Here is a 26,156-nt window from a genome sequence, read left to right as displayed (position 1 = left end):
GTTACCTCAGTCCAGTTTGTCGCCTTCGATGTGCCACTTGGCCAGCAGCGCGGCGTAGCTGCCGTCGGCCTGCATGTCCTTGATGATCTGCGTGACGGCCTCGCTCAGCTGTTTGTCCTCCTTGCGGATGCCCAGGCCGGTGAGGATGCGCGCGAAGGCCGGCACGCCGATCTCGAACAGGTCCGGCGCCATGCTCTGGTAGTAGCCGGCGGTTTCCACGGTGGTGCCGTAGGCGTCGGTCTGGCGGATGCGCAGGGACTGGAAGGCATCGGTGTCGGTGTTGTAGACCACCACCTTCATCGGCGGCTTGCCGGCCTTGGCCAGCTTCTCGTTGTGGGCGTCGAGCAGGGTGCGGATGGTCGAGCCGTTGAGCACCGCGACCTTCTTGCCGGAGAGGTCGTCGAGGGTGCGAATGCCTTCGGGGTTGCCCTTGGCGACCACCACGGCCTGGCTGGAGTACATGTAGTTGACCATGTCGATCACTTCGCGCCGCTCGGGCTTGTCGAACAGCTGATCCACCAGCATGTCGCACTGGCCGGCCAGCAGCGCCGGGATCAGCCCGGAGAAGGGCGTGATGCGCCAGTCGATCTTCTTGTCGCCCAGCCGCTTGGCGATGGCTTCACCCAGGTCGATGGTGACCCCGGTGAGCTTCTGGTTGGCGTCATAGAAGCCCATGGGCGGGGAGTCCATGCCGCCGCAGAAGGTTACCTTGCTGGCGTTCTGCAAGCGGTCGGGAATCTTCACATCGGCGTGCGCCAGCGGGGCGGCCAGGCAAAGGGCGAGAAGGCACTGCGGGATCCTGCGTTCGAACATATTGAGCTCCAGGGTGGGGTTGCCAGGGGCAGTTCAGGGACACAGAAGTACGGGTCTAGGCGCCCGTTGCTTCGATTCGCTTCTTCGTGGATTGCGTTGGGGTGGATTGCACGTGGGTGGCACGCGCTTTCAGGTGGCTTGCGCCTCCAGAAACCTGGCCAGGGACGGGATCGTCCCCTCGATGTGGTCGCAGATGACCCGCTCGGCTTCGCGGGCATCGCCCGAGCGCAGGGCGTCGAGGATCACCGTGTGTTCCTCGCGGGCGCTCATGGGTTTGTCGACATGCTGCAGCCACAGGCGCATGTGCGGCTCGATCACCGAGTACAGCGCAGTGATCTGGCGCAGCAGGCGCGGACGCCCGGCGAGGCTGCAGAGGTATTCGTGGAAGGCGCGGTGGCGGCTGACCCACTCGGCGCTGTCGTCGCGGTAGTCGTCCATCTCGTCGAGCATGCGCTCCAGGCGGGACAGGTCGCGGTCGGTCAGTTGCGGCACGGCGATACGGATGGCCAAGCCTTCCAGAGCGCTGCGCATCTCGAAGACTTCGCGCATTTCCTCGATGTTCAGGCCGCTGACAATGGCGCCGCGGTTGGGTCGCAGGGTCACCAGCCCCTCGGCGTCAAGGCGCTTGAAGGCGCCGCGCACGGGCATCCGACTCATGCCGATGTCGCTGGCGATGTCTTCGGCCACCAGGCGGTCACCGGTCTTGTAGCGACCGGTGCAGATGGCCTGGAGCAGGTAGTCGTAGGCCTCGTCTTCGGCGCTCATCGGTGGGCGGGCAGCGGGTACCAGGCGCATGGGATGTTTCCTCGTGGATTTTTGGATCCAATTATCCATGCATGCAGCAAAGCAGATGCCGTGCCAATGAGGGCGATGTGAATGGAATTGGGCGGGATAGAGCGGCAGACGTAGGAATATGGCGTGGGGCTGAGCGTGCGGGAACGGGGCGGAACCGTAACGCACAGGGTTATTCGTGCGCGCTCACGGTGCGCTTCGGTAACGTTATGGTGCGAGGGCTCGCGATCGTTGTGGCGCGATGCTGACCTATCGCGGACGGAGTCCACGCATCTCGGAACGCGCGCGTTGAAACAAGACGAAACGGCCTGCGCATCACTCGGACCATTGATAGTTGACTACAAAGGTTGGTGATGCAGTTCGCTTTCGATAGAATGCGCAAACGTTTCAGCAGACCATGCATCCCTCCCACAACAAAAGCCAAGGCCGAAGGCTTTGCGTGTCTCTCTGCGCAGGACGTCCCTCATTCCATCAAGCAGGCCCCAGAGCCGGCGGAGGAGGGAACTGAGTCCCGACTCATCCTCGTCATCTGTCGCCTTGCCTTTCGCGCCCTGCGCGCCGGGCGCGGCCTTCACGCTGAATGACGCCGGTGGGGAAGGCCAAGCCCTAACGACGAGAAACCTTTCGATGATCAAGAAAGTTAGCGGGGCGCTGCTGGGCCTCGCTCTGGCAGTGAATTGCGCGCCCGCGTTCGCGGAACCCAAGAAAGTCGATGTGCTGCTGATCGGCGGCGGCATCATGAGCACCACCCTGGGCGTCTGGCTCAACGAGTTGGAGCCGGGCTGGAGCATGGAGATGGTCGAGCGCCTGGACGGCGTCGCCCTGGAAAGCTCCAATGGCTGGAACAACGCCGGCACCGGCCACTCCGCCCTGGCCGAGCTGAACTACACCCCAGAGGACAAGGACGGCAACGTCACCATCGCCAAAGCCGTGGAGATCAACGAGTCGTTCCAGATCTCCCGTCAGTTCTGGGCCTGGCAGGTACAGAACGGCGTGCTGAAGAACCCGCGCTCGTTCATCAACACCACCCCGCACATGAGCTTCGTCTGGGGCGACGACAACATCGCCTTCCTCAAGAAGCGCTACGAGGCGCTGCAGGCCAGCCCGCTGTTCCGCGGCATGCAGTACTCCGAGGACCCGGCGCAGATCGCCAAGTGGGTCCCGTTGATGATGCAGGGCCGCGACCCGTCGCAGAAGATCGCCGCCACCTGGACGCCGATCGGCACCGACGTGAATTTCGGCGAGATCACCCGCCAGTTCGCCGGCTACCTGCAGACCAGGCCGAACTTCAGCTTGAAGCTCTCCAGCGAGGTCGAGGACATCACCCGCAACGCCGATGGCACCTGGCGCGTCGGCTACAAGAACCTCAAGGACGGCAGCGTTACCGAGACCGACGCCAAGTTCGTCTTCATCGGCGCTGGCGGTGGTGCCCTGCGTCTGCTGCAGAAGTCCGGCATTGAGGAAGCCAAGGACTACGCCGGTTTCCCTGTGGGCGGCTCGTTCCTGGTCACCGAGAACCCGACCATCGCCCAGCAGCACCTGGCCAAGGCCTACGGCAAGGCGTCGGTCGGCGCGCCGCCGATGTCCGTGCCGCACCTGGACACCCGCGTGCTCGACGGCAAGCGCGTGATCCTCTTCGGGCCGTTCGCCACCTTCTCCACCAAGTTCCTCAAGGAAGGCTCGTATCTCGACCTGCTGGGCAGCACCAACATCCACAATGTCTGGCCGATGACCCGCGTGGGCATCGACGAGTACCCGCTGGTGGAATACCTCGCCGGCCAACTGATGCTCTCCGACGACGATCGCCTCGCTGCTCTGCGCGAGTACTTCCCCGACGCCAAGGCCGAGGACTGGCGCCTGTGGCAGGCCGGCCAGCGCGTGCAGATCATCAAGCGTGACGCGGACAAGGGCGGCGTGCTGAAGCTCGGCACTGAGATCGTCTCTTCCGCCGACGGTAGCATCGCTGGCCTGCTGGGTGCATCGCCGGGTGCCTCCACCGCCGCGCCGATCATGCTCAACGTGCTGGAGAAGGTGTTCAAGGACAAGCTCGCCACCCCTGAATGGCAGGCCAAGGTCCACCAGATCGTCCCGAGCTACGGCACCAAGCTCAACGACAGCCCGGAGAAGACCTTCGCCGAGTGGAGCTACACCACCAAGGTCCTGCAACTGGCCCCGCCGCCGGCCATCGACCAGGCTCCGACTGAGACGTCGACCGATGCCGCGCCAGCCTCGGAAAAGGCTTCCAGCGACATGGCGCTCTGAGCCGAATTTCGCTGTAGAACAAGGCCCGCCATTGGCGGGCCTTGTTCATTCTGCGCCCGGCGCCGGTGTCGATTCACAACCAGGCGGGAACGGATCGAGGCGGATGCCCTCAAAGGAACACGAAGCAGCAGATTTCAGTAGACGCGGGAACACCCGGCAAACGCCCCCTTTGCGCAACTGCCGAAGGGCCGGGAACCTGGGGAGGACAAGGGCGTGACACCTGTAGGGGCGAGCCTGCCTGTCATGGTTGTCCGGGCGGGGCTTGCGCGGGGGCTCGCTCCTACGGCGGCCGGAGCCACCTTTGCCTCATCGCGGCCGCGGCGCCGCTGGTTTCAGCATCTCCAGGCCGCGCGCCAGATCATCAACGGCGCGCTGCAGTTCCTGTGGCGTATAGGCGGCGAATCCCATCAGGAACCCGGGCTGCGGAGGCCGGGTAACAAAGAGTCCGCTCAACCCCAGTAACTCGATACCCGCCGTGCGCGCTGCACCCAGCACCGCATGCTCCGTCATCTCGCCATTCAGCAGGCACGGCATCTGCAGGCCGCCAGCGGGCCGACGTGGTTGCAGAATCCCACCCAGGCGCTGCTCAAGCAGGTCTGCCAGCAGTTCCAGCCGCTCTGCGTAGAGGTTGCGCATTGCGCGCACGTAGGCGCCGAAATGGCCGCCAGTGATGAAGCGGGCCAACGTCAGCTGGGCAATGGAGGCGGTGTGGCCGTCCTGCAGCGAGCGGGCAATGGTCATCGGCTCGACCAGCGAAGGCGGCAGGACCAGGTATCCGATACGCAAGCCTGCAAACAGCGACTTGGTGAAGGTGCCGATGTATAGGGTGCGCTCATGGGCGTCCAGGCCCTGCACGCAGGCCGTGGGTTTGCCGGCGTAGTGGAATTCGCTGTCGTAGTCGTCCTCGATGATCCAGGCCTGCTCGCGCCGCGCCCATTCGATCAGCGACAAGCGCCGCTCCAGGGACAGGGTGGCCCCGCTGGGGAACTGGTGCGACGGGGTCAGGTAGGCGACCTTGGCCGGATGTGGGTGGGCTAGCAACTCATCCACTCGAATGCCCTGTGCGTCGACGGGGATCGCCTGGCAGTCCAGCCCTGCCGCGGCGAATGCCTTGCGCGCACCGTAGTAGACCGGGTCTTCGATGAAAATCCTCTCGCCGGCATCCAGCAGCACGTTGGCGCAAAGGCCCAGCGCCTGCTGCGAGCTGGTCAGCACCAGCACCTGATCCGCCGTGGTTCGGGCACCGCGCTCCAGGTTGACGTAGTCGGCGATGGCCTGCCGCAAGGGCTGCATGCCTTGCGGATCGCCATGCAGCAGCGCGCGTGGGCCGAACTCCTTCAGCACCTGGCGTTGCAGACGCTCCCAGGTCGACAGCGGGAAGGTGCGGGTCTCTGGCACGCCGGGCGCGAAGGGACGGGGCGTGAGCTGCTCGCGTACTCCGCCGTTGTCGAGCATTGCCTGGCCGCGCTGGCTGAGGTTTGCCGCACCGGGTGGCGCGCCACTCAGGCGCCTCCGGGTACGGCGGCCTGGCGACAGGCGCGTGGCTTCGGCGACGAAACTACCGCTGCCGACACGGCGCTCGATGAAACCCTCGGCATGCAGGTGCGAGTAGGCGGATTCGATGGTGTCGCGCGATACCCCAAGCGATCGGGCCAGCAGACGTGAAGCAGGAAGAGCGCTACCGGCGCCCAGCGCACCTTCGAGAATCAGTTGGCGTAGCGTCCGCTGGATGCGCGAATGCAGCGGCAGGGACAGAAGTTCCGGATGGGCCATCGCGGCCTTGACCGATTCGAGCAGGGCGGTCTTGAACAATTGGTCTGTTACTCATCCGTGAATTGGCTGGGCTTTGCATGCCATTAGGGCGATATAAATCAGCCCGGTCAAGCAGGGGGTCTGCAGACCGGGACGATTGTCCGTCATCGTGGATGGATGAAGAGGACACGCTCCCGCCGTGATCAAGGAGACAGGACATGACAGCGATACAACAGCTCATCTCGATTCGCCCGGTAGTGCAGGAAGACTTCGAGAAGTGGTCCGAGTACTGGGCCCGGTATCAGGATTTCTACGGTGTGGACCTGGGCGAGGAAGTCACCCGGATCACGTGGGCGCGCTTTTTCGATAGCGCCGAACCGATGCATTGTGCCGTTGCTACGGATGGCGAGCGGATATTCGGCTTCGTCAATTTCGTCTACCACCGTTCGACCTGGGGACGGAACCAATTCTGTTACCTGGAAGACCTCTACGTTTCCTCCAGTGTGCGAGGCCAGCAGATTGGCAAGAAACTGATCGAGTACGTGCAAGGCCAGGCGCGGGAGCACCAGTGCGACCGGTTGTATTGGCATACCCAGGAAACCAACCACAGGGCGCAGCGGCTCTATGACTGGATCGCTGAACGGCCGGGGGTGATCGAATATCGGATGCCGCTTGAGGGTTGAGCCGGGACTTCGCGTTAGAGGGGGCGGACCTTGTCCGCCGTGCGCCGGGAGGGTTGGCGATTGCCGATGCCGGCTTGCTGGCTGTCCCATAGCAGCGGATGGAATCCGCTGCTATGGGACATGAGGCGCTGGTGCACGATGTTCGACGTCGTGCACCCTCCGGTCTACCGCCGCGAAGCCTTCCAGCGACGGATCACCAGCTTCTCAAGTTCCACCGCGAAGAACACCGCAATACCTATACCGAGCGAGATCAGCCAGCCGCTGAAGGGCAGGGCGACGGTATGGAAGGCAGTCTGCATGAAGGGCACGTAGATCACGAAGCACTGCAGCAGGATCAGCGCCAGGGTCACGGTGAGCAGTGCGCCATTACGTAGCAGCGCCAGGTTCAGCGAGAACTCCTCCTGCAGGCGGCAGTTGAACAGGTACGCCCACTGCGCGGTGACCAGGGTGTGCAGGATCATGGTGCGGATATGGTCGGTGTCCTGGCCGTTGCTGACCATCCAGGCTTCCAGCAGGAAGGCCGCGGCGGTGAGCAGGCCACCAACGTAGAGCACCCGCCAGACCGCGAAACCGTTGAGGATTGACTCCTTCGCATTGCGCGGCGGTCGGCGCATCATCCCCGGCTCGCCAGGCTCGAAGGCCAGGGCGAAGGACAGGGTGGTGGAGGTCGCCATGTTCATCCAGAGGATCTGCAGCGGCGCCAGCGGGATCACCGCGCCGGCGAGAATCGCCATGACGATCAGCAGGCCCTGGGCCATGTTGGTCGGCAGGATGAACAGCACGGTCTTCTTCAGGTTGTCGTACACGCGCCGGCCCTCGCGCACGGCGCCGGCGATGGTGGAGAAGTTATCGTCGGTGAGCACCATGTCGGCGGCTTCCTTGGTTACCTCGGTGCCCTTGATGCCCATGGCGATGCCGACGTCGGCCTGCTTCAGCGCCGGGGCGTCGTTGACCCCATCGCCGGTCATGCCGACCACTTCCTCGTTGGCCTGCAGCGCGCGCACCAGGCGCAGTTTGTGTTCGGGGCTGGTGCGGGCGAACACCGAGTACTGCATGGCGAGGGCTTTCAGTTGCGAGTCATCGGCCTGCTCCAGCTCCTGGCCGGTCATGGCGCGCAGGTCGTTGCCCATGCCGAGCATGCCGGCGATGGCCACGGCGGTATCCGGGTGGTCGCCGGTGATCATCTTCACCTGGATGCCGGCGCGCTTGCACAGCGCGATGGCCTCGATGGCCTCCGGGCGCGGCGGGTCGAGCAGGCCGGCGACGCCAAGGAAGATCATGCCGTCCTGCACGTCCTCGTGGTCGATCACGCCGTCATCGGGCTGCACCGGCTTGTAGGCGGCGGCGAGCATGCGCAGGCCCTGCCCGGCGATGAAGCTCATCTCGCGCTCCCAGTACTCGCGGTCCAGCGGCTCCACGCCGCTGGCGCCGAGCTGTTGCTGGCACATGCGCAGCAGCACGTCGGGTGCGCCCTTGAGGTAGACCAGGCTCTGCCCGGCGACGTCGCAGCGCCGCGCCATGTACTTGTAGGCGGAGTCGAAGGGAATCTTGCCGAACTTCTGGAATTCGATTTCCGGCAGGTTCGCCTTGCGCGCCAGGACCTTCAGCGCGCCCTCGGTGGGGCCGCCGACCACGCCCCAGCGGCCCTCATCGCCCAGTTGCAGGCTGCTGTCGTTGCAGATGTCCACGGCGCGGATGAAGGACTCCAGTGCGGCGTGCTGCGACCAATCCAGCTCGTCGCTGGTGCTGCCGAAGGTGATGCGGCCCTTGGGCTCGTAGCTTTGGCCCTCGACCGCGTAGAGGCCGTTGGCGAGCAGCACGCTCTTCACGGTCATCTCGTTCATGGTCAGGGTGCCAGTCTTGTCCGAGCAGATCACGCTCATGGCGCCCAGGGTTTCCACGGTGGGCAGCTTGCGGATGATCGCCTTGTTCTGCGCCATGCGCTGCACGCCCAGCGACAGGATGATCGAGACGATAGCCGGCAGGCCCTCGGGCACAGAGGCGACGGCCAGGCTGATCAGCGACAGCAGCAGCTCGCCGAAGGGGTAGTCGTGCCAGAAGAAACCGATGATGAAGAGCACCACCATCATGCCGATGATCAGCCCGAAGATGCGCTTGCCCAGCTCGGCGATCTGCCGCAGCAGCGGAGTCTCGCCCTCATCGACGTTGGCGATCAGCTTGTTGATGCGCCCAAGCTCCGTAGCTGCGCCCGTCTCGATCACCACGCCGCGCGCGTTGCCGGCGCTGACGTTGGTGCCGGAGAAACCCAGGTTGGTGCGGTCGGCCAGCAGCGCTTCCTTGTCGAGCGCGTCGGAGTGCTTGCCCACGGTGAGGGATTCACCGGTGAGCATGGATTCCTCGACCTGCAGGTGGTGAACGTCGAACAGGCGCACGTCGGCGGGAATCTTGTCGCCGGGGCGCAGGATGACTATGTCACCGGGCACCAGTTGGGTGGCGTCCATCTCGATCTTCTTGCCGTTGCGCACGACGTGGGCGGTGCTGCTGAGCATGCCGCGCAGGGCGGCGAGGGATTTCTCCGCCTTGTTCTCCTGGAAGAAGCCGATACCGGCGTTGATCACCGCTACCAGCAGGATGACGACAGTGTCGGTCCAGTGGCCCATCAGCGCGGTGGCCACGGCGGCGGCCAGGAGGATGTAGATCAGTACGTCGTTGAAGTGCCGCGCGAAGCGCAGCCAGAGCGGATCGACCTCCTTGGCCGGCAAGGCGTTGGGGCCGAAGCGCAACAGCCGCGCCTCGGCTTCGTCGGGGGAGAGGCCTTCCGCGCTGGTCTGCAGATCGGCCAGAGTCTGATCGACGCTCTTGCGGTACCAGTCGGTGCTTTTGAGTTCGGTGCCTTGCGGTTTGCCGTCGGTGGTTTGCTGTGCAGTCATGCGCTGACTCCCGGCTCCTGCCTGCTGGGTAAGTGGGACTGCCCCCAGACTAGACCGCGGGGATTACACCGGAACTGTCATACCTCAAAGTTCTTCGATTCCTGGCTGAACGCTTCCTGAACGACGTAGGACTCTTTACGGAGATCGTAGGGCGGATAATGCGCCAGCGTTATCCGCCCTACGGTTCTATGAAACGCTCGCCGCCATCTCATCCGTCCCGCCCACCCGACTGGCCTGCCGCCAGCGGTTCGGCGTGCAGCCCACCAGCTTGCGGAAGCTGCGGCAGAAGTGCGATTGGTCGGCGAAGCCACATTCCTGGCTGACCTGGGAGATTGGCGTGTCGTCACTGGCCAACAGCTCGCGGGCGCGGTCGATGCGCAGGCGCAGCGCCCATTCCCGGGGCGCGAGCCCGGTGGCCTGTTTGAAGGCGCGAGAGAAGTGGCTGCGTGACATGCCGCATTGCTCGGCGACATCGGCGATGTACAGACGGCTGAGCAGGCTGCCGGCGAGAATGTCCTTGGCCTTGCGCTCCTGCCAGGGGGCGAGGGCGAGGCGTTCGCCAGTCTCCGCCCCATCGATGCTGGGCTCGGGCATCCGGTAATGTTCCAGCAGATGTTGGCAAAGGCGCTGACTGGCCTGGTGGAGGCCGTCGCCTTGGCTTTCCAGCTCCTCCATGAGCTGCAGGATCAGGCGGTGGGTCTGGGGGGCGAGCATGGTCGCTACCTGGTGGGCAGGTGCGGGCATGGCGTCTCTCTTCTGGTTTTGTCGGCGGCCGAAATGCCGCTTCGGAATGTAAAAAAATCAAGGTAAATCAAGGTGATCCGTTGCTCAATCGGATTAAGCCAAACGGCAGGTGAATGAGCACACACGTCCAAGAAAAACGCCCCGTTTCATGATCGACTGGCGCGGCCCTCGTCTTGTGCAAAGATGCCCACTCCCACTGCCCCGAGCGACCAGCCATGAACCGAAACGACCTGCGCCGCCTGGACATGAACCTGCTGGTGATCTTCGAATCCCTGATGCTGGAGCGGAACCTCACCCGCGTCGGCGAGAAGCTGTTCATCACCCAGTCCACCGTCAGCGCCGCATTGGCGCGCCTGCGCGACCTGTTCGACGACCCGCTGCTGGTGCGCGCAGGCCGGGCCATGGAGCCCACCAGCCGGGCGCTGCACATCTTCGAAGAGCTGCGCCCGGCAATGGACGTGATCTCCGCCGCGGTCAGCCGCGCGAAGTCATTCGAGCCCGAGAGCAGTTGCAACATCTTCCGCCTGGGGCTTTCCGACGACGCCGAGTTTGGCCTGTTCCCCGCGCTGCTGGCGCGCCTGCAGCAGGAGGCTCCGAACATCACCGTGGTGGTGCGCCGCGCCAACTTCCTGCTGATGCCGGCGCTGCTGTCCTCCGGCGAGATCACCGCCGGGGTCAGCTACACCACCGACCTGCCGGCCAACGCCAAGCGCCGCAAGCTGCGTGATATCGGTGTGAAGGTGCTGCGCGGCGACGACCGCCCCGGTCCGCTGACACTCGACGAATACTGCTCGCGGCCGCATGTGATGGTGTCCTTCTCCGGCGACCTGAACGGCGCCATCGACCTGGACCTGGAGCGCATCGACCGCCGCCGTCGCGTGGTGTTGGCCGTGCCGCAGTTCGGTAGCCTGCGCGCTCTGCTGCGCAACACCGAGATGATCGCCACCGTCCCCGATTACGCGGCCTGCGCGCTGGTCGAAGACAGCTGCCTGCGTGCCGAGGACCCGCCGCTGGAGATCAAGCCGGCCGAGCTCTCGCTGGTGTGGAGCGCCGCCCACGACAACGACCCGGCCGAGCGCTGGCTGCGCGAGCGGATGGTCGAGTACATGAGCGCGCCGGTGCCCTAAGCGGCGCACATCGACTTTGTGCGACGTGTTATTCGTATGGATTCAGCGGTTGCAGGAGGAGCCGTATGCGCACAACGAACTGGTTGTGCGCCCCGCTCCTCAAGCGGAGAGGGGGCGTTCGTCGAAGACTGCGACCTCGGCGTCAGCCGGCGCGCAAGGCGCTCCTGCAGTGATCCCTTGCGCCGAGCGCTTGCGGCACAGACGTCCAATAACCGCCCGACCAACGCAGGGCAGCATGACGCCACCATTTCCCAAGGAGGCGCCGACCATGCCGGCATCCCGCAGCAACCACTGCTTCCCGCTCCTGGCCAGCGCACTGCTGGTCTCCACCTTTGCCTGTGCCGAGCCGCCGGCGCCGCTGAAAACCCAGGCGCCGGGCTATTTCCGCCTGGCGGTAGGCGAGTATGAAGTCACCGCGCTCTACGACGGCTACAACGACCTGTCTCCGGGGTTGCTGCAGGGCCTGAGCCGCGAACGCATCCGCGCGCTGCTGGCACGCAACGCCATGAGTGGCGAGCGCGTGCAGACCAATTTCAATGCCTTCCTGGTCAACACCGGCAAGCACCTGGTGCTGGTGGACAGCGGCGCCGGCCAGTGCATCGGCGGTACCGCCGGGCACCTGCTGGAGAACATGAAGGCGGCGGGATATGCGCCTGAGCAGGTGGACAGCGTCCTGCTCACCCACATGCACCTGGACCACGTCTGTGGACTGGTGGACGGGCAGGGCAAGGCGCTGTTCGCCAACGCCACTGTTTATGCGGCGCGGGCCGAGGCGGACTACTGGCTGGATGAGCATCGCCGCGACCAGGCGCCGGAAAAGGCTCGCGAGTTCTTCGAAGTGGCACAGCATTCGCTGGCGCCGTACCGCGCCGCCCACCGCCTGCAGACCTTTGTGCCGCCTGCATCGCCACTGCCGGAACTGAAGACCGAGGCCACCAGCGGCCATACGCCGGGCAGCACCAGCTACCGCTTCGAATCCAACGGCGCGGCGATTGTCTTCATCGGCGATCTGATCCATAACGTCGCGGTGCAGTTCGCCCATCCGGAAGTCGCGATCCGCTTCGACACCGACCCGAAGCAGGCGGTGAAGGCGCGCGACGCCGAGTTCAGTTCGTTGGCGAAAAACGGTGCCTGGGTCGCTGCCGCGCACCTGCCGTTCCCCGGCATTGGCCATGTCACCCGCGACGGCAAGGCGTTCAACTGGGCACCCGCTGTGTACGGGCCTTACCAGCGTGCGGACAAGGTGCCGTTCATTCAGTGACGCCAGGCGCAGGCACGAGCCTGTAGGAGCGAGCCTTCATGCACTCCCGGTTGCTGCGGCAAACGCCCGCGCGATGGCGTCGATCACTGCCCGCACCCGCGCTGTATGGCGCACGTCCTTGTGGGTCACCAGCCAAACGTCGTACGGCAGGGGCGGGCGTTCCGGCCACAGTCGGACCAGCCCGTCCGCCTCGCCCAGCGGTAGCGGCAACTCCCCCACACCGAGTCCGGCGACCAGCGCGCGGCGAACCATGAAGCCGGAAGTGCAGGTCATGGCGATGCGCCCGTGGATGGTCGGCTCGGAGGCGAGGAACACTTCCTTGCCCGCGTCTATGTACGGCTGATAGACCACCAGGTCGTGCCCGGCGAAGGCGGTTCCCGGCTCGGGAATTCCGCGCTCCTCGACATACTGCGCGGAAGCGAACAGCCCGCTGCCCCAGCGAGCCAGACGCCGCACGATCAGGTCGGGGTTCTCCGGCTGATGGGTACGTACGGCGATGTCGGCCTCGCGCTTGCTCAGGTTGAGCATGTGCGTGGAGGTTTGCAGTTGCACTTCGACGCCCGGTTCCTCGCGGTGCAAGGCGGCGACCGCGGGGATGACGAAATCGGCGGCGAAGGAGTCGGTGGTGGTGACCCGCACCACGCCACTCATACGGTCGTCCATGCCGAGGATCTGCCGTTGCAGCTCGGCGGCGGATGACTCCATGGCCTGCGCCGCGGCAAGGGCGATCTCCCCGGCAGCGGTCAGGCTGTAGCCGACCGAGGTGCGCAGGAACAGCGTCGCCTCCAGTGAGCGCTCCAGCGATGCCAGGCGCCGGCCGACCGTCGCCTGGTCCACCGCGAGCACGCGGGCGGCGCCGCGCAAGGTCTGTTCGCGGCACAAGGCGAGGAACACCCGGGCATCGTCCCAGTTCATCATGGCGAAATCCTTGTGATGCAGAAATGCATTGCTGCTGTGAAAACTCGCTGCATTATTTCATCTTCGCGTAACTTTATGATCCCCCCATCACTACTCAACGGCGCCGCCCTGACGGCGCGATAGGGGTTGTCATGAATACCGATGCGTCCCGCCTCGCCAGCCGAGGCTCCCTCTGGATGCCGATCTGGGCGGGCCTCTGCGCCAGCCTGGTCGGCATCGGCCTGGCGCGTTTCGCCTACACGCCGCTGATCCCGGCGCTGATCGAGGCGCACTGGTTCTCGGCATCCGCCGTGGTCTACCTGGGCGCCGCCAATCTTGCCGGCTATCTCGTCGGCGCGCTGGCCGGGCGTCCATTGGCAGCGCGCTGGTCGAGCACGCTGGTACTGCGCGGCATGATGCTGCTGGTCACGCTGTCGTTCTTCGCCTGTGCCTGGCCACTGAACCAGGCGTGGTTCTTCTTCTGGCGCCTGGTCTCGGGGATTTCCGGCGGGGTGATCATGGTGCTGGCCGCCAGCACCATTCTCCCGCACGTGGCGGCCAATCGGCGTGGGCTGGCAAGCGGGGCGATCTTCCTCGGCATCGGTCTGGGCATCGCTGCGTCCGGCACCCTGGTGCCACTGTTGCTGGCCCTGGGGCTCGTACCGACCTGGCTCGGCCTTGGCGCGCTGGCCCTGTCGCTCAGCTTGAGCAGCTGGTTCGGCTGGCCGCAGGAACAGGCTCATGCCCAGGCGCACAATGTCGAAGGGCCACGCGCCTCGGCAGGCATCTACGTGCTGTTCGCGCAGTACGCGCTGATGGCCGCCGCGCTGGTGGCGCCGATGATGTTCCTGGTGGATTACGTGGCGCGAGGCCTCGGCGCCGGCACCCACGGCGGCGCGCTGATCTGGACGCTCTACGGCGTCGGCGCCATCGTCGGGCCGGTGGTCTATGGCTTCCTTGCCGATCATCTGGGCGCGCGGGCGGCGATTCGGCTGGTGCTGACGGCGCAATTAATCGCCCTCGTCCTGCTGCTGGAAACCGGCGACCTGCGCCTGCTGGGCGTGGCGAGCGTGGTGATCGGCTCATTCCCGCCGGGCATCGTGCCGCTGGCACTGGCGCGGGTGCATCAACTGGTGCCCGGTCACGCCGCGCAGAATGCCACCTGGAGCCGCGCGACAGTGTCCTTCGCCAGCTTCCAGGCCATCGCCGGTTACGCCTACTCGGCGCTGTTCAGTGCAAGCCACGGTCATTACGCGCTGCTCTTCGCGGTAGCGGCGGGAGCCATCGTGCTGGCCCTGCTGATGGAAACGGCGCTGCTGTTCAAGGTGGCGCCCAACACCGGTGAGCCGGCGCGTGGCTGATCCCTCCCGGCGCGTCGGCCTTTATGCAGGTCCGGATGTCTGTCGGCTCGGTTCAGAACATGCCCTTGAGCGGGTATTCCACGATCACGTAGATGCGGTCGATATCCGCGCCGCCCTGGGCGTCGTTGGCGCGGTGCGAGACCTGCGCGAAGCTCAGCGCCAGGTTCTTGGCCGGACCGGACTGCACCACGTAGCGCACGTCGAGATCGCGCTCCCAGTGGCGCCCGCCGTCGTCATAGGCGGGCTGGCAGGCGCCGCCCTCCATGGGGTTGTAGGCGCCGCCACACGGTGCGTGGGTGCCATCGATGCCGCTGCCGCGCACGTATCGCGCGGAGAGGGTAAAGCCGGCGAGCCCGGCGCTGGCGCCATCCCACTGGTAGCGCGCCTGCCAGGAGTGCTCGCCGGGGCCGTTGAAGTCGGCGTACTTGATCGAGTTGGCGAGGTAGATGGAGTCGCCGCCGACGAAGTCGAAGGGCGTGTCGCCGTCGATCTTCTGGTAGGCGAGGCTCAGCGCATGGCTGCCGAGGGCGACCTTGCCCAGCAGGCTCCAGGCCAGGGTATCGATCTCGCCTGCGCGGGCGCTGCCGGTATCGCCGGTCTTGTACAGGTTGGCGTCCACCGACCAGCGCCCGAAATGGCCGTTGAGGTTCGCGTAGGCCTGGCGCCAGACATCGTCCAGCTGGCTGGCGTAGAGCGCGCCGCCCCAGGTGGCATCGGGTGCGCTCCAGGTGGCGCCGGCCAGGCTCAGGCCGCCGAAGCGGGTACTGGCGCCGTAGCCTTCGAACTCGCCGTGGCTGGAGCTGGAGTCCTGGTTCTTGAAGGCGGTGAAGCGCCCGGCTTGCAGGCGCAGGTTGGGCAGGCTGCGATCGTCGAGGAACCAGCCGGTGGCGTACTCGGGCTGCAGGCGTTTGTCGCCGGTGTCGAATACCGGGGTTTCCACTTCCATCTCGCCCCAGGCCAGGGACGTCTTTTCATGCACTAGGCGCAGCGCCGCGCCGGCGTCGGAGTACTCGCTCTCGCTGCGGCCGTCGCTGTCCAGCGGCAGCAGGCCGGTACCGGCGTGGCCGCGCCCGCCGTCGAGCTTCAGCCCGAGGAAGGCATGTGCATCGACGCCCAGGCCGATGGTGCCGGGTGTGATGTCGCTGCTGAACTTGCCGATAAAGCCCTGCGCCCATTCACGGCGTAGGCTCTGGCCGTTGGGGCCGGGGCTGCGGTAGTCGTTGTCGAGGAAGTAGTTGCGTGACAACAGCGACCAGTCAGCAGCGTGGGCCTGGACGCAGGCAAGCGCCAGTGCGCAGGGGATCAGTAGGTTTTTCATGGTCTGGGCTCCGTCCGAAGTTCACCCAGGCGGGGCAGGGGGAGGCGATAGCTGCCAGGGCCGGCCATCGCCAGGCCGGTGAAGAGGATCAGCATCCACCAGGCGAACTGGCCTTCCTCCAGCGACCACTGCGGGTGCACGAACAGCAGTGCCACCAGCAGCACGGCGATTACCGGCAGGCAGGCGAGGCGGGCGAACACGCCGAGGATCAACAGGATCGGGCAGAGCACTTCGGCGAACACCGCCAGCGCCAGGGTCGATGTGGCGCCGAGGCCGAACGGGTCTTCGATGTGTTGCAGCTCGGTGTGCCAGTGCAGCAGCTTGGGTAGCCCGTGCACCTGGAGCAGCAGAAGGGCGGCGCTGACGCGCATGAATAGGAGCGCCACGGCGCCGGAGCGGTCTTGGGTCGGCATGGTGTTTTCCCGGAAATGAAAAAGGGGCGGCAATGCCGCCCCTTTCTACTGCTCAGGCTCAGTGGCCTTCGCTGGCGTTGAACATGGTCTTGGCGTAGATCAGGCCCAGGCCGTAGGCGCCGCCGTGCTCGATGGAGGTCTTCACGGTCTGGTCGTAGGTTTCACCGCGGGCCCAGTCGCGTTGCAGTTCCAGCAGGTACTGCAGGGAGGTCATGGGGCGCGCGCCCAGTTGGATCATTCGTTGCAGGGCCATCTCGTGGGCTTCGTTGGAAACGTCGCCACAGGCGTCGGCGATCACGTAGACCTCGAAGCCCTGGTCGATGGCGGACAGGGCCGGGCCGACGATGCAAACCGAGGTCCAGAGGCCGGCCAGGACGATCTTCTGCTTGCCGAACTTGTTCACTTCCACGGCGATGCGCGGGTCTTCCCAGGTGTTCATGCTGGTGCGGTCGATGACGTTGTGATCGGGGAAGACCGACTTGATCTCGTCGAAGATCGGGCCGGAGAAGCTCTTCTCGGCAACGGTGGTGAGGATGGTGGAAACGCCGAATTCCTTGGCCGCCTTGGAAACCAATGCTGCGTTATTGCGCAGGGTCACCGCGTCGATGGATTTGGTCGCGAAGGACATCTGCGACTGGTGGTCGATCATGATCAGGGTGTGGTCGGTGGGGTTCAGCAGAGTCTTGCCGGGAACGGCTTTGGCGATGGCGGTCATGGTCGGATTTCCTGTTGGGTTGCGTGATGGGAAGAGCGGCGGCTGGATTGTTTTGTCGGCCTGCAGGGCTTGGTCGCAAACCGTGGACACATCTTTGCCGAACGCTGCGAGGCGCGGAACAGACAGGTCTGCAGGGTGGCTTTGCAGTTCTGCAAGGGCCTTCCGGGCGCGTCGATAGGCAAACTATGGTTTCGCCGGCGCGGTATTTATTGGACCTGTGTGCTCGGGCTGCGCGGCGCAGAATGATGCAAACGTGCGATTCGCCAGCGCGGCGAGTCGCTACAGTGACGGTTTCCTATACCGGGGTACGCGAGACCGCCAAGCCCCGTTTGCGTGCGAGTAGAAGAATGAAAACAGTGGCCATGGTGCTGTACGACGATGTGCTGGCGCTGGATGTGACGGGGCCGATGGAGGTGTTCTCCATGGCCAACCGCTACCTCCCGCCTGAGCGGCATTACCGGTTGCTGACGGTGGCGGCGAAGCCCGAGGGCGTGCGTGCCTCCAGCGGCCTTAAGCTGAGCGCCGACCTGCCACTGGAAGCGCTGCTGGCGGGCGTGGACCTGCTGCTGGTGCCCGGCGGACCCGGTGCCTACAACGGCAACAACGAGGCGCTCGAGGCTTGGTTGCCGGCAGCGGCGCGCGCGGCGAAGCGTTATGGTGCGGTGTGCACCGGCGCCTTCCTGCTTGGCGCCGCCGGGCTGCTCGACGGCTACCGCTGCACGACCCACTGGAACTACCTCGAGCGCCTGGCGCAGCTGTACCCGCGCACCCAGGTGCAGGCCGAACGCATCTACGTCATCGACCGCAACCTGATCACCTCCGGTGGCGTCACCGCGGGCATCGATATGGCGCTGGCGGTGGTCGCCGAGGACCACGGCAAGGAGGTCGCCCTGGAAGTCGCCAAGGTGCTGTTGGTGGTGCTCAAGCGCCAGGGCGGGCAGACGCCGTTCGGTCCGCTGCTGGTATCGGTGGTGCGCGATGGCTCGGTCATCGCCCGCGCCCAGGCTTACGTGGTGGACCATATCGACGAGCCTCTGACGGTGAACCGCCTGGCCGAACTGGTAGCCATGAGCCCGCGCAACTTCGCCCGCGCCTTCCAGCGCGAGACGAGCATGACGCCCATGCAGTACGTGCAGAGCGCGCGCATCGACCACGCGCGCAAGTTGCTTGAAAGCAGCGACCTGCCGCTCAAGCAGGTGGCCTGCCGCAGCGGTTTCGGCAGCCCGCGGCACATGCGCACGGTTTTCGGCGAGCGGATCGGCATGACGCCGAGCCAGTACCGCGAGCAATTCGGCTTTGCCTGATGGCAACAAGCCGTATTTCCGGCCGGTTGACCGTCCGGCGCACCCAAGTTGGCCGAATCCTTCCCCCTGTGGGAATTGCACTGTCACACGAGGGCGGGAAAATAGCCTGACCAATAATCAGGGGCGCGTCACCTCGGTACTGGCCAGATCGCCTGGAGGACCCGTTGTAGAGCGATCCGTCAGAACCACAGACGTGAGCAGAACATGAGCGCAAGCACGGAAAACCGCACTGAGACCATCCTGCAGTTCGGTCGCTTCCAGTTCCATCCCTACAAGCGGCAGTTACTGCAGGGCGACCGCCCAGTGCGTATTGGCAGCCGGGCGCTGGACATTCTCCAGGTGCTGATTCGCCAACCCGGCGAGATCATCGGCAAGGACACGATCATTGCCCAGGTCTGGGGCGACACCGTGGTCGAGGAGATCAACCTGCGCGTGCACATCGCAGCCCTGCGGCGTGCTCTCGGCGAAGGTCGTACCGGTGAGCGCTACATCGCCAACGTGCCGTTGCGCGGCTACGGCTTCGTCGGTGTGGTGGAGAGCGTGGTCGCTCCGGCTCAGACCTCGGTGCTGCCGTGTGAAGTGCGCGCCAGCAACCTGCCGGTCCTGCTGATGGGGCTGGTTGGTCGCCAGACGCTGCTCGAACGGGTGGTGAAGCAGATGCCTGTCACTCGCCTGATGACCCTGGTCGGCCCGGGAGGCATGGGTAAGACCTCCCTGGCGATCCACGCCGCCGAACAGCTCGGCAAACATTTCAGCCAGGTGCGTTTCCTCGACCTGTCCGCCGACCCGGATGGCGTCTCCCTCAGCCAGAGCCTCGCCATCCTGCTCCGCGAGCCGACCTATGAACCAACCCTGCTGTTGCTGGACAACTGCGAGCACCTCGCCGACCGCTGCGCCGAGGCGGTGGAGCACCTGCTGCGCCTGCACCCGTCATTGAGCATCCTCGCCACCAGCCGTGAACCGCTGCGGACGGAGGGCGAGCACGTGGTGCGCCTGCCGCCGCTGGAAGTGCCCGGGCAGGACGACGCGCCGCTGGCGCTGGCGATGTGTAGTTCGGCGGTGCAACTGTTCGTGATGCGCGCGCGGGAGGTTTGCGACCGCTTTGAACTCAAGGCCGGCCAGGTGCGCGCGATCATCGACATCTGCCGGCGCCTGGACGGTATTCCCCTGGCCATCGAGATGGCCGCGCGGCAGGTGGGCATCCTTGGCCTCGCCGGGCTGCCGGCGCTGCTGGACACGCCCATGCAACTGCTGATGCCCGGCCGCCGGACTGCTCCCGCGCGGCAGCAAAGCCTGCGCGCGACCTACGACTGGAGTTACGGCCTGCTGGACACCGCCGAGCAACGCTGCCTGGGGCTGCTCGCCCAGATGACGGATGACTTCACCCTGGACAACGCAGTCGCCTCGCTGGACGACCAGCATTGGTGCCGGGAGAGCGTATTCGCCGCGGTGCGGCAGTTGGCGGACAAGTCCTTGCTGTGGGTGGAGCAGGGCGACAGCGAAGTGCGCTACCGCGTGCCCCACACCGCCCGCGCCTACATGCGCCAGGTGACCTTGCCCGAGCTCGCCATCACCGCTGCCTGAATCGCCTTCTGCTGCAGCTGCCGGCATCTTGCGTTCATGTATCCCCTGACTCCGGTGCGAGCTGTGACTCGAGCGGCGTAGGGCGCATAACGCGCCAGCGTTATCCGCCGTTCGGCCGCCAGCGCATAACCCGTTCCGGGTTATGCGCCCTACCTGGCTTCACCCTGGCGTAGGAGCGACTTTGTCCGCGATAGGTTCGCATCGCGCCGGACACCATTGCGAACGGAGTCCGCTCCTACGCACCTGCAGACCTCCATGGTCGAGCAGCTATCCAGCACATGCGTCCAATAGGACGACCGTAGCCGCCGCCATAGTGTCCGGACCTCAATCATGAGTCCGGGTCCCCCATGAGCGCCGAAACCATCGATCTGAACAGCGTGGTCACGCTGGTGGTCCACCACAAGGTGCGTTGCGAAGCCCTGCCCAGCTACGAGGCCTGGCTGCGCCGCACGGTTTCGGCCGCGCGCCGGCAGCCGGGGCACCTGGGGGTGAACGTGATCCGCCCGGACGGCGACGGCGCGATGTATACCACCGTGGTGCGCTTCGCCGCCGCCGCGCAGCTACAGGCGTGGATCGACTCCCGCGAGCGCGCCGAGTTGGTCGCCGAAGTTCTCCCGTTGCTGGAGGAGGGCGACCACCCGCTGATCCACAACGACGCCGAATTCTGGTTCACCCCCGAGCACGGCAACGTGCGCCAGCCGCCGAAATGGAAGCAGGCGCTGCTCACCTACCTGGTGATCAGCCCGCTGACCATGCTCATCCCGCCGCTCTGGGGGCCGGCGTTCGAACGCTTCCCGGTGCTGGCCGGCGTGGTGCCCAGCAACCTGCTGGTGACCCTGTGCATCGTCCTGCTGGTGGTCTATCTGATCATGCCCTGGGTGACCCGTCGCTGCGCCGGTTGGCTCAACGCCGATTGATCCTTTCCCTTGACGTCCCCTCCCGCGGCGCCCGCGTGGCGCCCGTACCCACATTGTCCTGCATGGCAGGCAGAGGAGTTTCCATGAGCACTTTCGTTACCCGCGACGGCACCGAGATCTATTACAAGGACTGGGGCAGCGGCAAACCCGTGCTGTTCAGCCACGGCTGGCCGCTGGACGGCGACATGTGGGAATACCAGATGCAGTACCTGAGCAGCCGCGGCTACCGCACCATCGCCTTCGACCGCCGCGGTTTCGGTCGTTCCAGCCAGCCTTGGAACGGCTACGACTACGACACCTTCGCCGATGACATCGCCGGGCTGATCGAGCACCTGGACCTGCGCGAAGTCACCCTGGTCGGCTTCTCCATGGGCGGTGGCGACGTCAGCCGCTACATCGGCCGCCACGGCACCTCCCGCGTCGCCGGCCTGGTGCTGCTGGGCGCCGTCACGCCGATCTTCGGCAAGGCCGCCGACTTCCCGCAGGGTGTGGACACTGCTGTGTTCGACGGCATCAAGGCCGGCCTGCTGCAGGACCGTGCGCAGTTCATCGCCGACTTCGCCGCGCCGTTCTACGGCACCAACCACGGCCAGAAGGTCTCCGACGGCGTGCTGACCCAGACCCTCAACATCGCCCTGCTGGCTTCGCTCAAGGGCACCGTGGACTGCGTGGGCGCCTTCTCGGAAACCGATTTTCGTGCGGACCTCGCCAAGGTCGACGTGCCGACCCTGGTGATCCACGGCGACGACGACCAGATCGTGCCGTTCGAAACCACCGGCAAGCTGGCCGCCGAGCAGATCAAGGGCGCCGAACTGAAGGTCTATGCCGGCGCACCCCACGGCTTCGCCGTCACCCACGCGCAGCAACTCAACGAAGACCTGCTGGCCTTCCTGCAACGCTGAGGGGCACGAGCATGAGTAACGCAGAGCGCAACGCAGACCTGATCCTGTTCAACGGCAAGCTGCACACCGTCGACCCGGAACGCCCGCACGCCACCGCCGTGGCCATCGCCGACGGCAAGTTCCTGGTCGTCGGCACCGATGCCCAGGCGATGGCCTATCGCGACGCCTCGACCCAACTGGTCGACCTTAACCGCCGCACCGTCATCCCCGGCCTCAACGACTCGCACTTGCACCTGATCCGAGGCGGCCTGAACTACAACCTCGAGCTGCGCTGGGAGGGTGTGCCGTCGCTTTCCGACGCGCTGGAAATGCTGCGCCTGCAGGCCCAGCGCACGCCCTCGCCGCAGTGGGTGCGGGTGGTCGGTGGCTGGAACGAATTCCAGTTCGCCGAGCGTCGCCTGCCGACCATCGAGGAGCTGAACAAGGCGGCGCCGGATACCCCGGTGTTCGTCCTGCACCTGTACGACCGCGCGCTGCTGAATCGCGCCGCGCTGCGAGTCGTCGGCTACACCAAGGACACGCCGAACCCGCCCGGCGGCGAGATCGTCCGCGACAGCAACGGCGAACCCACCGGCATGCTGATCGCCCGCCCCAACGCGATGATTCTCTACGCGACCCTGGCCAAGGGCCCGAAGCTGCCGCTGGAGTACCAGGTCAACTCGACCCGCCAGTTCATGCGCGAGCTGAACCGCCTCGGCCTGACCAGCGTGATCGACGCCGGCGGTGGTTTCCAGAATTACCCGGACGACTACCAGGTGATCCAGCAGCTGGCCGACGCCGACCAGCTCACCGTGCGCATTGCCTACAACCTGTTCACCCAGAAGCCCAAGGAAGAACTGGCGGACTTCAAGAACTGGACCTCCAGCGTGACCTACGGCCAGGGCACCGACTTCCTGCGCCACAACGGCGCCGGCGAGATGCTGGTGTTCTCGGCCGCCGACTTCGAGGACTTCCTCGAACCGCGTCCCGACCTGCCCGGCACCATGGAAGCCGAACTGGAGCCGGTAGTGCGCCACCTGGTCGAGCAGCGCTGGCCGTTCCGCCTGCACGCGACCTATGACGAGTCCATCTCGCGCATGCTCGACGTGTTCGAGAAGGTCAACCTGGATATCCCGTTCAACGGCCTGCCGTGGTTCTTCGACCACGCCGAGACCATCACGCCGAAGAACATCGAGCGGGTGAGGGCGCTGGGCGGCGGTATCGCCATTCAGGACCGCATGGCGTTCCAGGGTGAGTACTTCGTCGACCGCTACGGCAAGCAGGCCGCCGAGGCCACGCCGCCGATCAAGCGCATGCTGGCCGAAGGTGTGCCGGTCGGCGCCGGCACCGACGCCACCCGCGTGTCCAGCTACAACCCGTGGACTTCGCTGTACTGGATGGTCAGCGGCAAGACTGTGGGCGGCCTGAGCCTGTACCCGGAAGGCCTGTCCCGTGAAGTGGCGATCCAGCTGTTCACCCACGGCAGCGCCTGGTTCTCCAGCGAGCAGGGCAAGAAGGGCATGCTCAAGGCCGGCCAGTTGGCGGACCTGGCGGTGCTCTCGGATGACTTCTTCAGCGTCGAGGAAGAGGCGATCAAGACCATCGAGTCGGTGCTCACCGTGGTGGGCGGCAAGATCGTCCACGGCGACCGCGAATTCGACAAGCTCGCCCCGCCGAGCATCCCGGTGGTGCCGGAGTGGTCCCCGGTGGCCATGGTTCCCGGCCACTGGCGCCCGCAGGCGCCGCTGCAGCAGGCCGTGCACCAGTGCATCGGTTCCTGCGGCGTACATGGCCACAGCCACGAGCGGGCACGTACCAAGGACGTGCCGGTGAGTGACTTCGCCGGGTTCTGGGGCGCGTTCGGCTGTTCCTGCTTCGCGTTCTGATGGTGAGCTGGAGCCTGCCTTGCCGCCCGGCACGGCGGGCTCTTCGTAGGGCCGAGGGGGACGCCTAGTCCTTGCTGGCGAACAGTGTTTCCGGATGCTTCGGTTCCGGAGCGTTCGCGAGCAAGCTCGCTCCTGCATTTCCGATTCCCGGCGTGCGATCCAGGCTGCCCCCCGCATCGATAGCCTTTTACCGCTTGAGCCAATCAATAACTGCAATAGCAGCCCGTCCCGTTTGATCTATCTTCTGATGAGTTGTGCGAATACGAGGCGCCGCACAGGCGTCCACAAGGAGCCTGCAATGAGTGAAGAAAAGAAAGGTAGCTGCCCCTTCCACCACACCGCCGGTGGCGGCACCTCGAACCGCGACTGGTGGCCGAACCAGCTGAGGCTGGACCTGCTGCACCAGCATTCCTCCAAGTCCAATCCGATGGGCGAGGACTTCAACTACGCCGAAGCCTTCAAGACGCTTGATCTGGAATCGGTCAAGGCCGACCTGCGCGCCCTGATGACCGATTCCCAGGACTGGTGGCCGGCAGACTTCGGCCACTACGGCCCGCTGTTCATCCGCATGGCCTGGCACTCCGCCGGCACCTATCGCATTGGTGACGGCCGTGGCGGCGCCGGTCGCGGCCAGCAGCGCTTCGCCCCGCTCAACAGCTGGCCGGACAACGTCAGCCTGGATAAGGCGCGCCGGCTCATCTGGCCAATCAAGCAGAAGTACGGCGCCAAGCTGTCCTGGGCCGACCTGATCGTCCTCACCGGCAACGTTGCCCTGGAATCCATGGGCTTCAAGACCTTCGGCTTCGCCGGCGGTCGCGAGGACGTCTGGGAACCGGACCAGGACGTGTACTGGGGCGAGGAAACCACCTGGCTGGGCGGCGACAAGCGCTACACCGGCGAGCGAGACCTGGAAAACCCCCTGGCTGCCGTGCAGATGGGCCTGATCTACGTGAACCCCGAAGGCCCCAACGGCAACCCCGACCCGCTGGCCGCCGCCCGCGACATCCGCGAAACCTTCGCGCGCATGGCCATGGACGACGAGGAGACCGTCGCCCTGATCGCCGGCGGCCACACCTTCGGCAAGACCCACGGCGCGGGTCCGGCGGACCACGTCGGCGCCGACCCGGAAGCCGGCGGCCTGGAAAACCAGGGCCTGGGCTGGGTCAGCAGCTTCGGAACGGGCTCTGGCGGCGATGCCATCACCAGTGGCCTGGAGGTCACCTGGACGTCCACGCCGACGCGCTGGAGCAACAACTTCTTCTGGAATCTGTTCGGCTACGAATGGGAGCTGACCAAGAGCCCGGCCGGCGCCCACCAGTGGCAGCCGAAGAACGGTGCGGGCGCCGGCAGCATTCCCGATGCCCACGACAAGTCCAAGCGCCGCGCACCGTCGATGCTCACCACCGACATCTCGCTGCGTGTCGACCCGGCCTACGAGAAGATCTCCCGGCGCTTCTACGAAGACCCTGACGCCTTCGCCGACGTGTTCGCCCGCGCCTGGTTCAAGCTGACCCACCGCGACATGGGCCCGCGCGCCCGTTACCTCGGGCCGGAAGTGCCGGCCGAGGAACTGGTCTGGCAGGACCCGATCCCGGCGGTCAATCACCCGCTGGTCGACGAGCAGGATATCGCCGCGCTCAAGGCCAAGGTGCTGGCCTCGGGCCTGTCTGTGTCCGAACTGGTCTCCACCGCCTGGGCCTCGGCGTCGACCTTCCGTGGCTCCGACAAGCGCGGCGGCGCCAACGGCGCGCGCATCCGCCTCGCCCCACAGAAAGACTGGCCGGTGAACCAGCCCGAACAGCTGGCCAAGGTGCTCGGCGTGCTGGAGGAAATCCAGACCGAGTTCAACGCTTCCGCTGCTGGCGGCAAGAAGATATCCCTGGCCGACCTGATCGTCCTGGCCGGCGATGCCGGTGTGGAAGAGGCGGCGCGCAAGGGTGGCCACAAGGTCAGCGTGCCGTTTGCGCCGGGCCGCATGGACGCCAGCCAGGAACAGACCGACGTGCACTCGGTGGGCATGCTGGAGCCGGTCGCCGATGGCTTCCGCAACTTCCAGAAGTCGAAGTTCGCCGTGCCCGCCGAAGCGCTGCTGATCGACAAGGCCCAACTGCTGACTCTTACCGGACCGGAAGTGACCGCGCTGATCGGCGGCCTGCGCGTGCTGGGCGCCAACACCGGCGGCTCGCAGAATGGCGTTTTCACCTCGCGTCCCGGCACCCTCAGCAACGACTTCTTCGTCAATCTGCTGGACATGGGCACCGTGTGGAAGCCGACTTCGGCGGACAACACCGAGTTCGAAGGTCGTGACCGCAAGACGGGCGAGCCGAAGTGGACCGGCAGCCGCATCGACCTGCTACTGGGTTCAAACTCTCAGCTGCGGGCGCTGTCGGAGGTCTATGGTTGCTCGGACGGCGAACGCAAGTTCGTCCATGACTTCGTCAAGGCCTGGACCAAGGTGATGAACCTGGACCGCTTCGACCTGCCGCGCTGATCGGACAGGCAGGAGCCAAGGGCCCGCGGACGAGCGATCGTCCGCGGGCCTTGTCGTTCGTGAG

The 26,156-nt window shown here is 65.7% G+C and carries 20 protein-coding genes; 11 read left to right on the top strand and 9 right to left on the bottom strand.

Annotated features, from left to right (window positions below; all coding sequences use genetic code 11):
• Positions 1–6: 6 nt before the first annotated feature.
• Positions 7–813 carry an ABC transporter substrate-binding protein gene (locus IB274_RS14470; RefSeq protein ID WP_192432624.1) on the bottom strand — a complete coding sequence of 269 codons (807 nt, stop codon included), beginning with the start codon at positions 811–813 and terminating at the stop codon, positions 7–9.
• A 129-nt stretch (positions 814–942) separates the two neighbouring features.
• On the bottom strand, positions 943–1,608 hold the full coding sequence (locus IB274_RS14465) for a GntR family transcriptional regulator (protein ID WP_192432623.1): 666 nt from the start codon (positions 1,606–1,608) through the stop codon (positions 943–945).
• Positions 1,609–2,232: 624 nt separating this feature from the next.
• Between IB274_RS14465 and mqo the strand changes: the two genes are divergently transcribed.
• Complete coding sequence (mqo, locus tag IB274_RS14460) at positions 2,233–3,867, top strand: malate dehydrogenase (quinone) (RefSeq protein ID WP_192432622.1); 1,635 nt, start codon at positions 2,233–2,235, stop codon at positions 3,865–3,867.
• Positions 3,868–4,173: 306 nt separating this feature from the next.
• On the opposite strand, the gene IB274_RS14455 is transcribed toward mqo, so the two are convergent.
• Entirely contained in the window at positions 4,174–5,679 is a 1,506-nt protein-coding gene (locus tag IB274_RS14455) for a PLP-dependent aminotransferase family protein (protein ID WP_192432621.1), read from the bottom strand.
• A gap of 158 nt (positions 5,680–5,837) precedes the next feature.
• Between IB274_RS14455 and IB274_RS14450 the strand changes: the two genes are divergently transcribed.
• Positions 5,838–6,302, top strand: coding sequence for a GNAT family N-acetyltransferase (locus IB274_RS14450; protein ID WP_192432620.1), 465 nt, complete (start codon positions 5,838–5,840; stop codon positions 6,300–6,302).
• A 164-nt stretch (positions 6,303–6,466) separates the two neighbouring features.
• Here IB274_RS14450 and IB274_RS14445 read toward each other — a convergent pair whose 3' ends face one another.
• Entirely contained in the window at positions 6,467–9,193 is a 2,727-nt protein-coding gene (locus IB274_RS14445; RefSeq protein ID WP_192432619.1) for a cation-transporting P-type ATPase, read from the bottom strand.
• Positions 9,194–9,379: 186 nt separating this feature from the next.
• Positions 9,380–9,937 (bottom strand): AraC family transcriptional regulator, encoded by a 558-nt coding sequence (locus IB274_RS14440; RefSeq protein ID WP_192432618.1) that lies wholly within the window; start codon positions 9,935–9,937, stop codon positions 9,380–9,382.
• A gap of 215 nt (positions 9,938–10,152) precedes the next feature.
• Here IB274_RS14440 and IB274_RS14435 point away from each other — a divergent pair, with 215 nt between their 5' ends.
• Both IB274_RS14435 and IB274_RS14430 read left to right on the top strand, forming a co-directional pair.
• Positions 10,153–11,064 carry a LysR substrate-binding domain-containing protein gene (locus IB274_RS14435; RefSeq protein WP_192432617.1) on the top strand — a complete coding sequence of 304 codons (912 nt, stop codon included), beginning with the start codon at positions 10,153–10,155 and terminating at the stop codon, positions 11,062–11,064.
• 268 nt (positions 11,065–11,332) lie between these two features.
• Positions 11,333–12,325 carry an MBL fold metallo-hydrolase gene (locus IB274_RS14430; RefSeq protein ID WP_192432616.1) on the top strand — a complete coding sequence of 331 codons (993 nt, stop codon included), beginning with the start codon at positions 11,333–11,335 and terminating at the stop codon, positions 12,323–12,325.
• A 36-nt stretch (positions 12,326–12,361) separates the two neighbouring features.
• On the opposite strand, the gene IB274_RS14425 is transcribed toward IB274_RS14430, so the two are convergent.
• Positions 12,362–13,240 (bottom strand): LysR family transcriptional regulator, encoded by an 879-nt coding sequence (locus IB274_RS14425; protein WP_192432794.1) that lies wholly within the window; start codon positions 13,238–13,240, stop codon positions 12,362–12,364.
• Positions 13,241–13,374: 134 nt separating this feature from the next.
• On the opposite strand from IB274_RS14425, the gene IB274_RS14420 reads away from it, so the two are divergent.
• Positions 13,375–14,583, top strand: a complete 1,209-nt coding sequence (locus IB274_RS14420) for a YbfB/YjiJ family MFS transporter (protein WP_192432615.1) — start codon at positions 13,375–13,377, stop codon at positions 14,581–14,583.
• A gap of 52 nt (positions 14,584–14,635) precedes the next feature.
• Here the strand turns inward: IB274_RS14420 and IB274_RS14415 are convergent, their stop codons facing one another.
• Genes IB274_RS14415 through IB274_RS14405 form a run of 3 tightly spaced genes read right to left on the bottom strand, consistent with a single transcriptional unit; the run spans position 14,636 to position 17,029 of the window.
• Entirely contained in the window at positions 14,636–15,901 is a 1,266-nt protein-coding gene (locus IB274_RS14415) for an OprD family porin (RefSeq protein ID WP_192432614.1), read from the bottom strand.
• On the bottom strand, positions 15,898–16,314 hold the full coding sequence (locus IB274_RS14410) for a DoxX family protein (protein ID WP_192432613.1): 417 nt from the start codon (positions 16,312–16,314) through the stop codon (positions 15,898–15,900). The genes IB274_RS14415 and IB274_RS14410 overlap by 4 nt, the downstream gene beginning before the upstream one ends.
• A gap of 58 nt (positions 16,315–16,372) precedes the next feature.
• Positions 16,373–17,029, bottom strand: a complete 657-nt coding sequence (locus IB274_RS14405) for a hydrolase (protein ID WP_192432612.1) — start codon at positions 17,027–17,029, stop codon at positions 16,373–16,375.
• Between the two features lie 347 nt (positions 17,030–17,376).
• On the opposite strand from IB274_RS14405, the gene IB274_RS14400 reads away from it, so the two are divergent.
• The 6 genes from IB274_RS14400 (at position 17,377) to katG (ending at position 26,092) form a co-directional block, all read left to right on the top strand.
• Positions 17,377–18,333: a GlxA family transcriptional regulator gene (locus tag IB274_RS14400; protein ID WP_192432611.1), complete on the top strand. Its 957-nt coding sequence runs from the start codon at positions 17,377–17,379 to the stop codon at positions 18,331–18,333.
• A 204-nt stretch (positions 18,334–18,537) separates the two neighbouring features.
• Positions 18,538–19,917 carry an ATP-binding protein gene (locus tag IB274_RS14395; protein WP_192432610.1) on the top strand — a complete coding sequence of 460 codons (1,380 nt, stop codon included), beginning with the start codon at positions 18,538–18,540 and terminating at the stop codon, positions 19,915–19,917.
• Between the two features lie 347 nt (positions 19,918–20,264).
• Complete coding sequence (locus IB274_RS14390; RefSeq protein ID WP_192432609.1) at positions 20,265–20,834, top strand: antibiotic biosynthesis monooxygenase; 570 nt, start codon at positions 20,265–20,267, stop codon at positions 20,832–20,834.
• 83 nt (positions 20,835–20,917) lie between these two features.
• Positions 20,918–21,736, top strand: coding sequence for an alpha/beta fold hydrolase (locus IB274_RS14385; protein ID WP_192432608.1), 819 nt, complete (start codon positions 20,918–20,920; stop codon positions 21,734–21,736).
• 11 nt (positions 21,737–21,747) lie between these two features.
• Positions 21,748–23,601 carry an amidohydrolase gene (locus tag IB274_RS14380; protein ID WP_192432607.1) on the top strand — a complete coding sequence of 618 codons (1,854 nt, stop codon included), beginning with the start codon at positions 21,748–21,750 and terminating at the stop codon, positions 23,599–23,601.
• 298 nt (positions 23,602–23,899) lie between these two features.
• A complete protein-coding gene (katG, locus tag IB274_RS14375; protein WP_192432606.1) occupies positions 23,900–26,092 on the top strand; it encodes a catalase/peroxidase HPI in 2,193 nt (730 codons plus the stop codon).
• The last annotated feature ends 64 nt before the right edge of the window (positions 26,093–26,156 follow it).

Origin of the sequence: Pseudomonas sp. PDM18 (genome assembly GCF_014852585.1) — a bacterium.
Taxonomy (GTDB): domain Bacteria; phylum Pseudomonadota; class Gammaproteobacteria; order Pseudomonadales; family Pseudomonadaceae; genus Pseudomonas.
This window is presented reverse-complemented; position numbering and strand designations above follow the sequence as displayed.

Coding starts and splice junctions, on each gene's coding strand:
- IB274_RS14470 (WP_192432624.1), bottom strand. CDS start 813: ATGTTCGAACGCAGGATCCCGCAGTGCCTTCTCGCCCTTTGCCTGGCC.
- IB274_RS14465 (WP_192432623.1), bottom strand. CDS start 1,608: ATGCGCCTGGTACCCGCTGCCCGCCCACCGATGAGCGCCGAAGACGAG.
- mqo (WP_192432622.1), top strand. CDS start 2,233: ATGATCAAGAAAGTTAGCGGGGCGCTGCTGGGCCTCGCTCTGGCAGTG.
- IB274_RS14450 (WP_192432620.1), top strand. CDS start 5,838: ATGACAGCGATACAACAGCTCATCTCGATTCGCCCGGTAGTGCAGGAA.
- IB274_RS14445 (WP_192432619.1), bottom strand. CDS start 9,193: ATGACTGCACAGCAAACCACCGACGGCAAACCGCAAGGCACCGAACTC.
- IB274_RS14440 (WP_192432618.1), bottom strand. CDS start 9,937: ATGCCCGCACCTGCCCACCAGGTAGCGACCATGCTCGCCCCCCAGACC.
- IB274_RS14435 (WP_192432617.1), top strand. CDS start 10,153: ATGAACCGAAACGACCTGCGCCGCCTGGACATGAACCTGCTGGTGATC.
- IB274_RS14430 (WP_192432616.1), top strand. CDS start 11,333: ATGCCGGCATCCCGCAGCAACCACTGCTTCCCGCTCCTGGCCAGCGCA.
- IB274_RS14425 (WP_192432794.1), bottom strand. CDS start 13,240: ATGAACTGGGACGATGCCCGGGTGTTCCTCGCCTTGTGCCGCGAACAG.
- IB274_RS14420 (WP_192432615.1), top strand. CDS start 13,375: ATGAATACCGATGCGTCCCGCCTCGCCAGCCGAGGCTCCCTCTGGATG.
- IB274_RS14415 (WP_192432614.1), bottom strand. CDS start 15,901: ATGAAAAACCTACTGATCCCCTGCGCACTGGCGCTTGCCTGCGTCCAG.
- IB274_RS14410 (WP_192432613.1), bottom strand. CDS start 16,314: ATGCCGACCCAAGACCGCTCCGGCGCCGTGGCGCTCCTATTCATGCGC.
- IB274_RS14405 (WP_192432612.1), bottom strand. CDS start 17,029: ATGACCGCCATCGCCAAAGCCGTTCCCGGCAAGACTCTGCTGAACCCC.
- IB274_RS14400 (WP_192432611.1), top strand. CDS start 17,377: ATGAAAACAGTGGCCATGGTGCTGTACGACGATGTGCTGGCGCTGGAT.
- IB274_RS14395 (WP_192432610.1), top strand. CDS start 18,538: ATGAGCGCAAGCACGGAAAACCGCACTGAGACCATCCTGCAGTTCGGT.
- IB274_RS14390 (WP_192432609.1), top strand. CDS start 20,265: ATGAGCGCCGAAACCATCGATCTGAACAGCGTGGTCACGCTGGTGGTC.
- IB274_RS14385 (WP_192432608.1), top strand. CDS start 20,918: ATGAGCACTTTCGTTACCCGCGACGGCACCGAGATCTATTACAAGGAC.
- IB274_RS14380 (WP_192432607.1), top strand. CDS start 21,748: ATGAGTAACGCAGAGCGCAACGCAGACCTGATCCTGTTCAACGGCAAG.
- katG (WP_192432606.1), top strand. CDS start 23,900: ATGAGTGAAGAAAAGAAAGGTAGCTGCCCCTTCCACCACACCGCCGGT.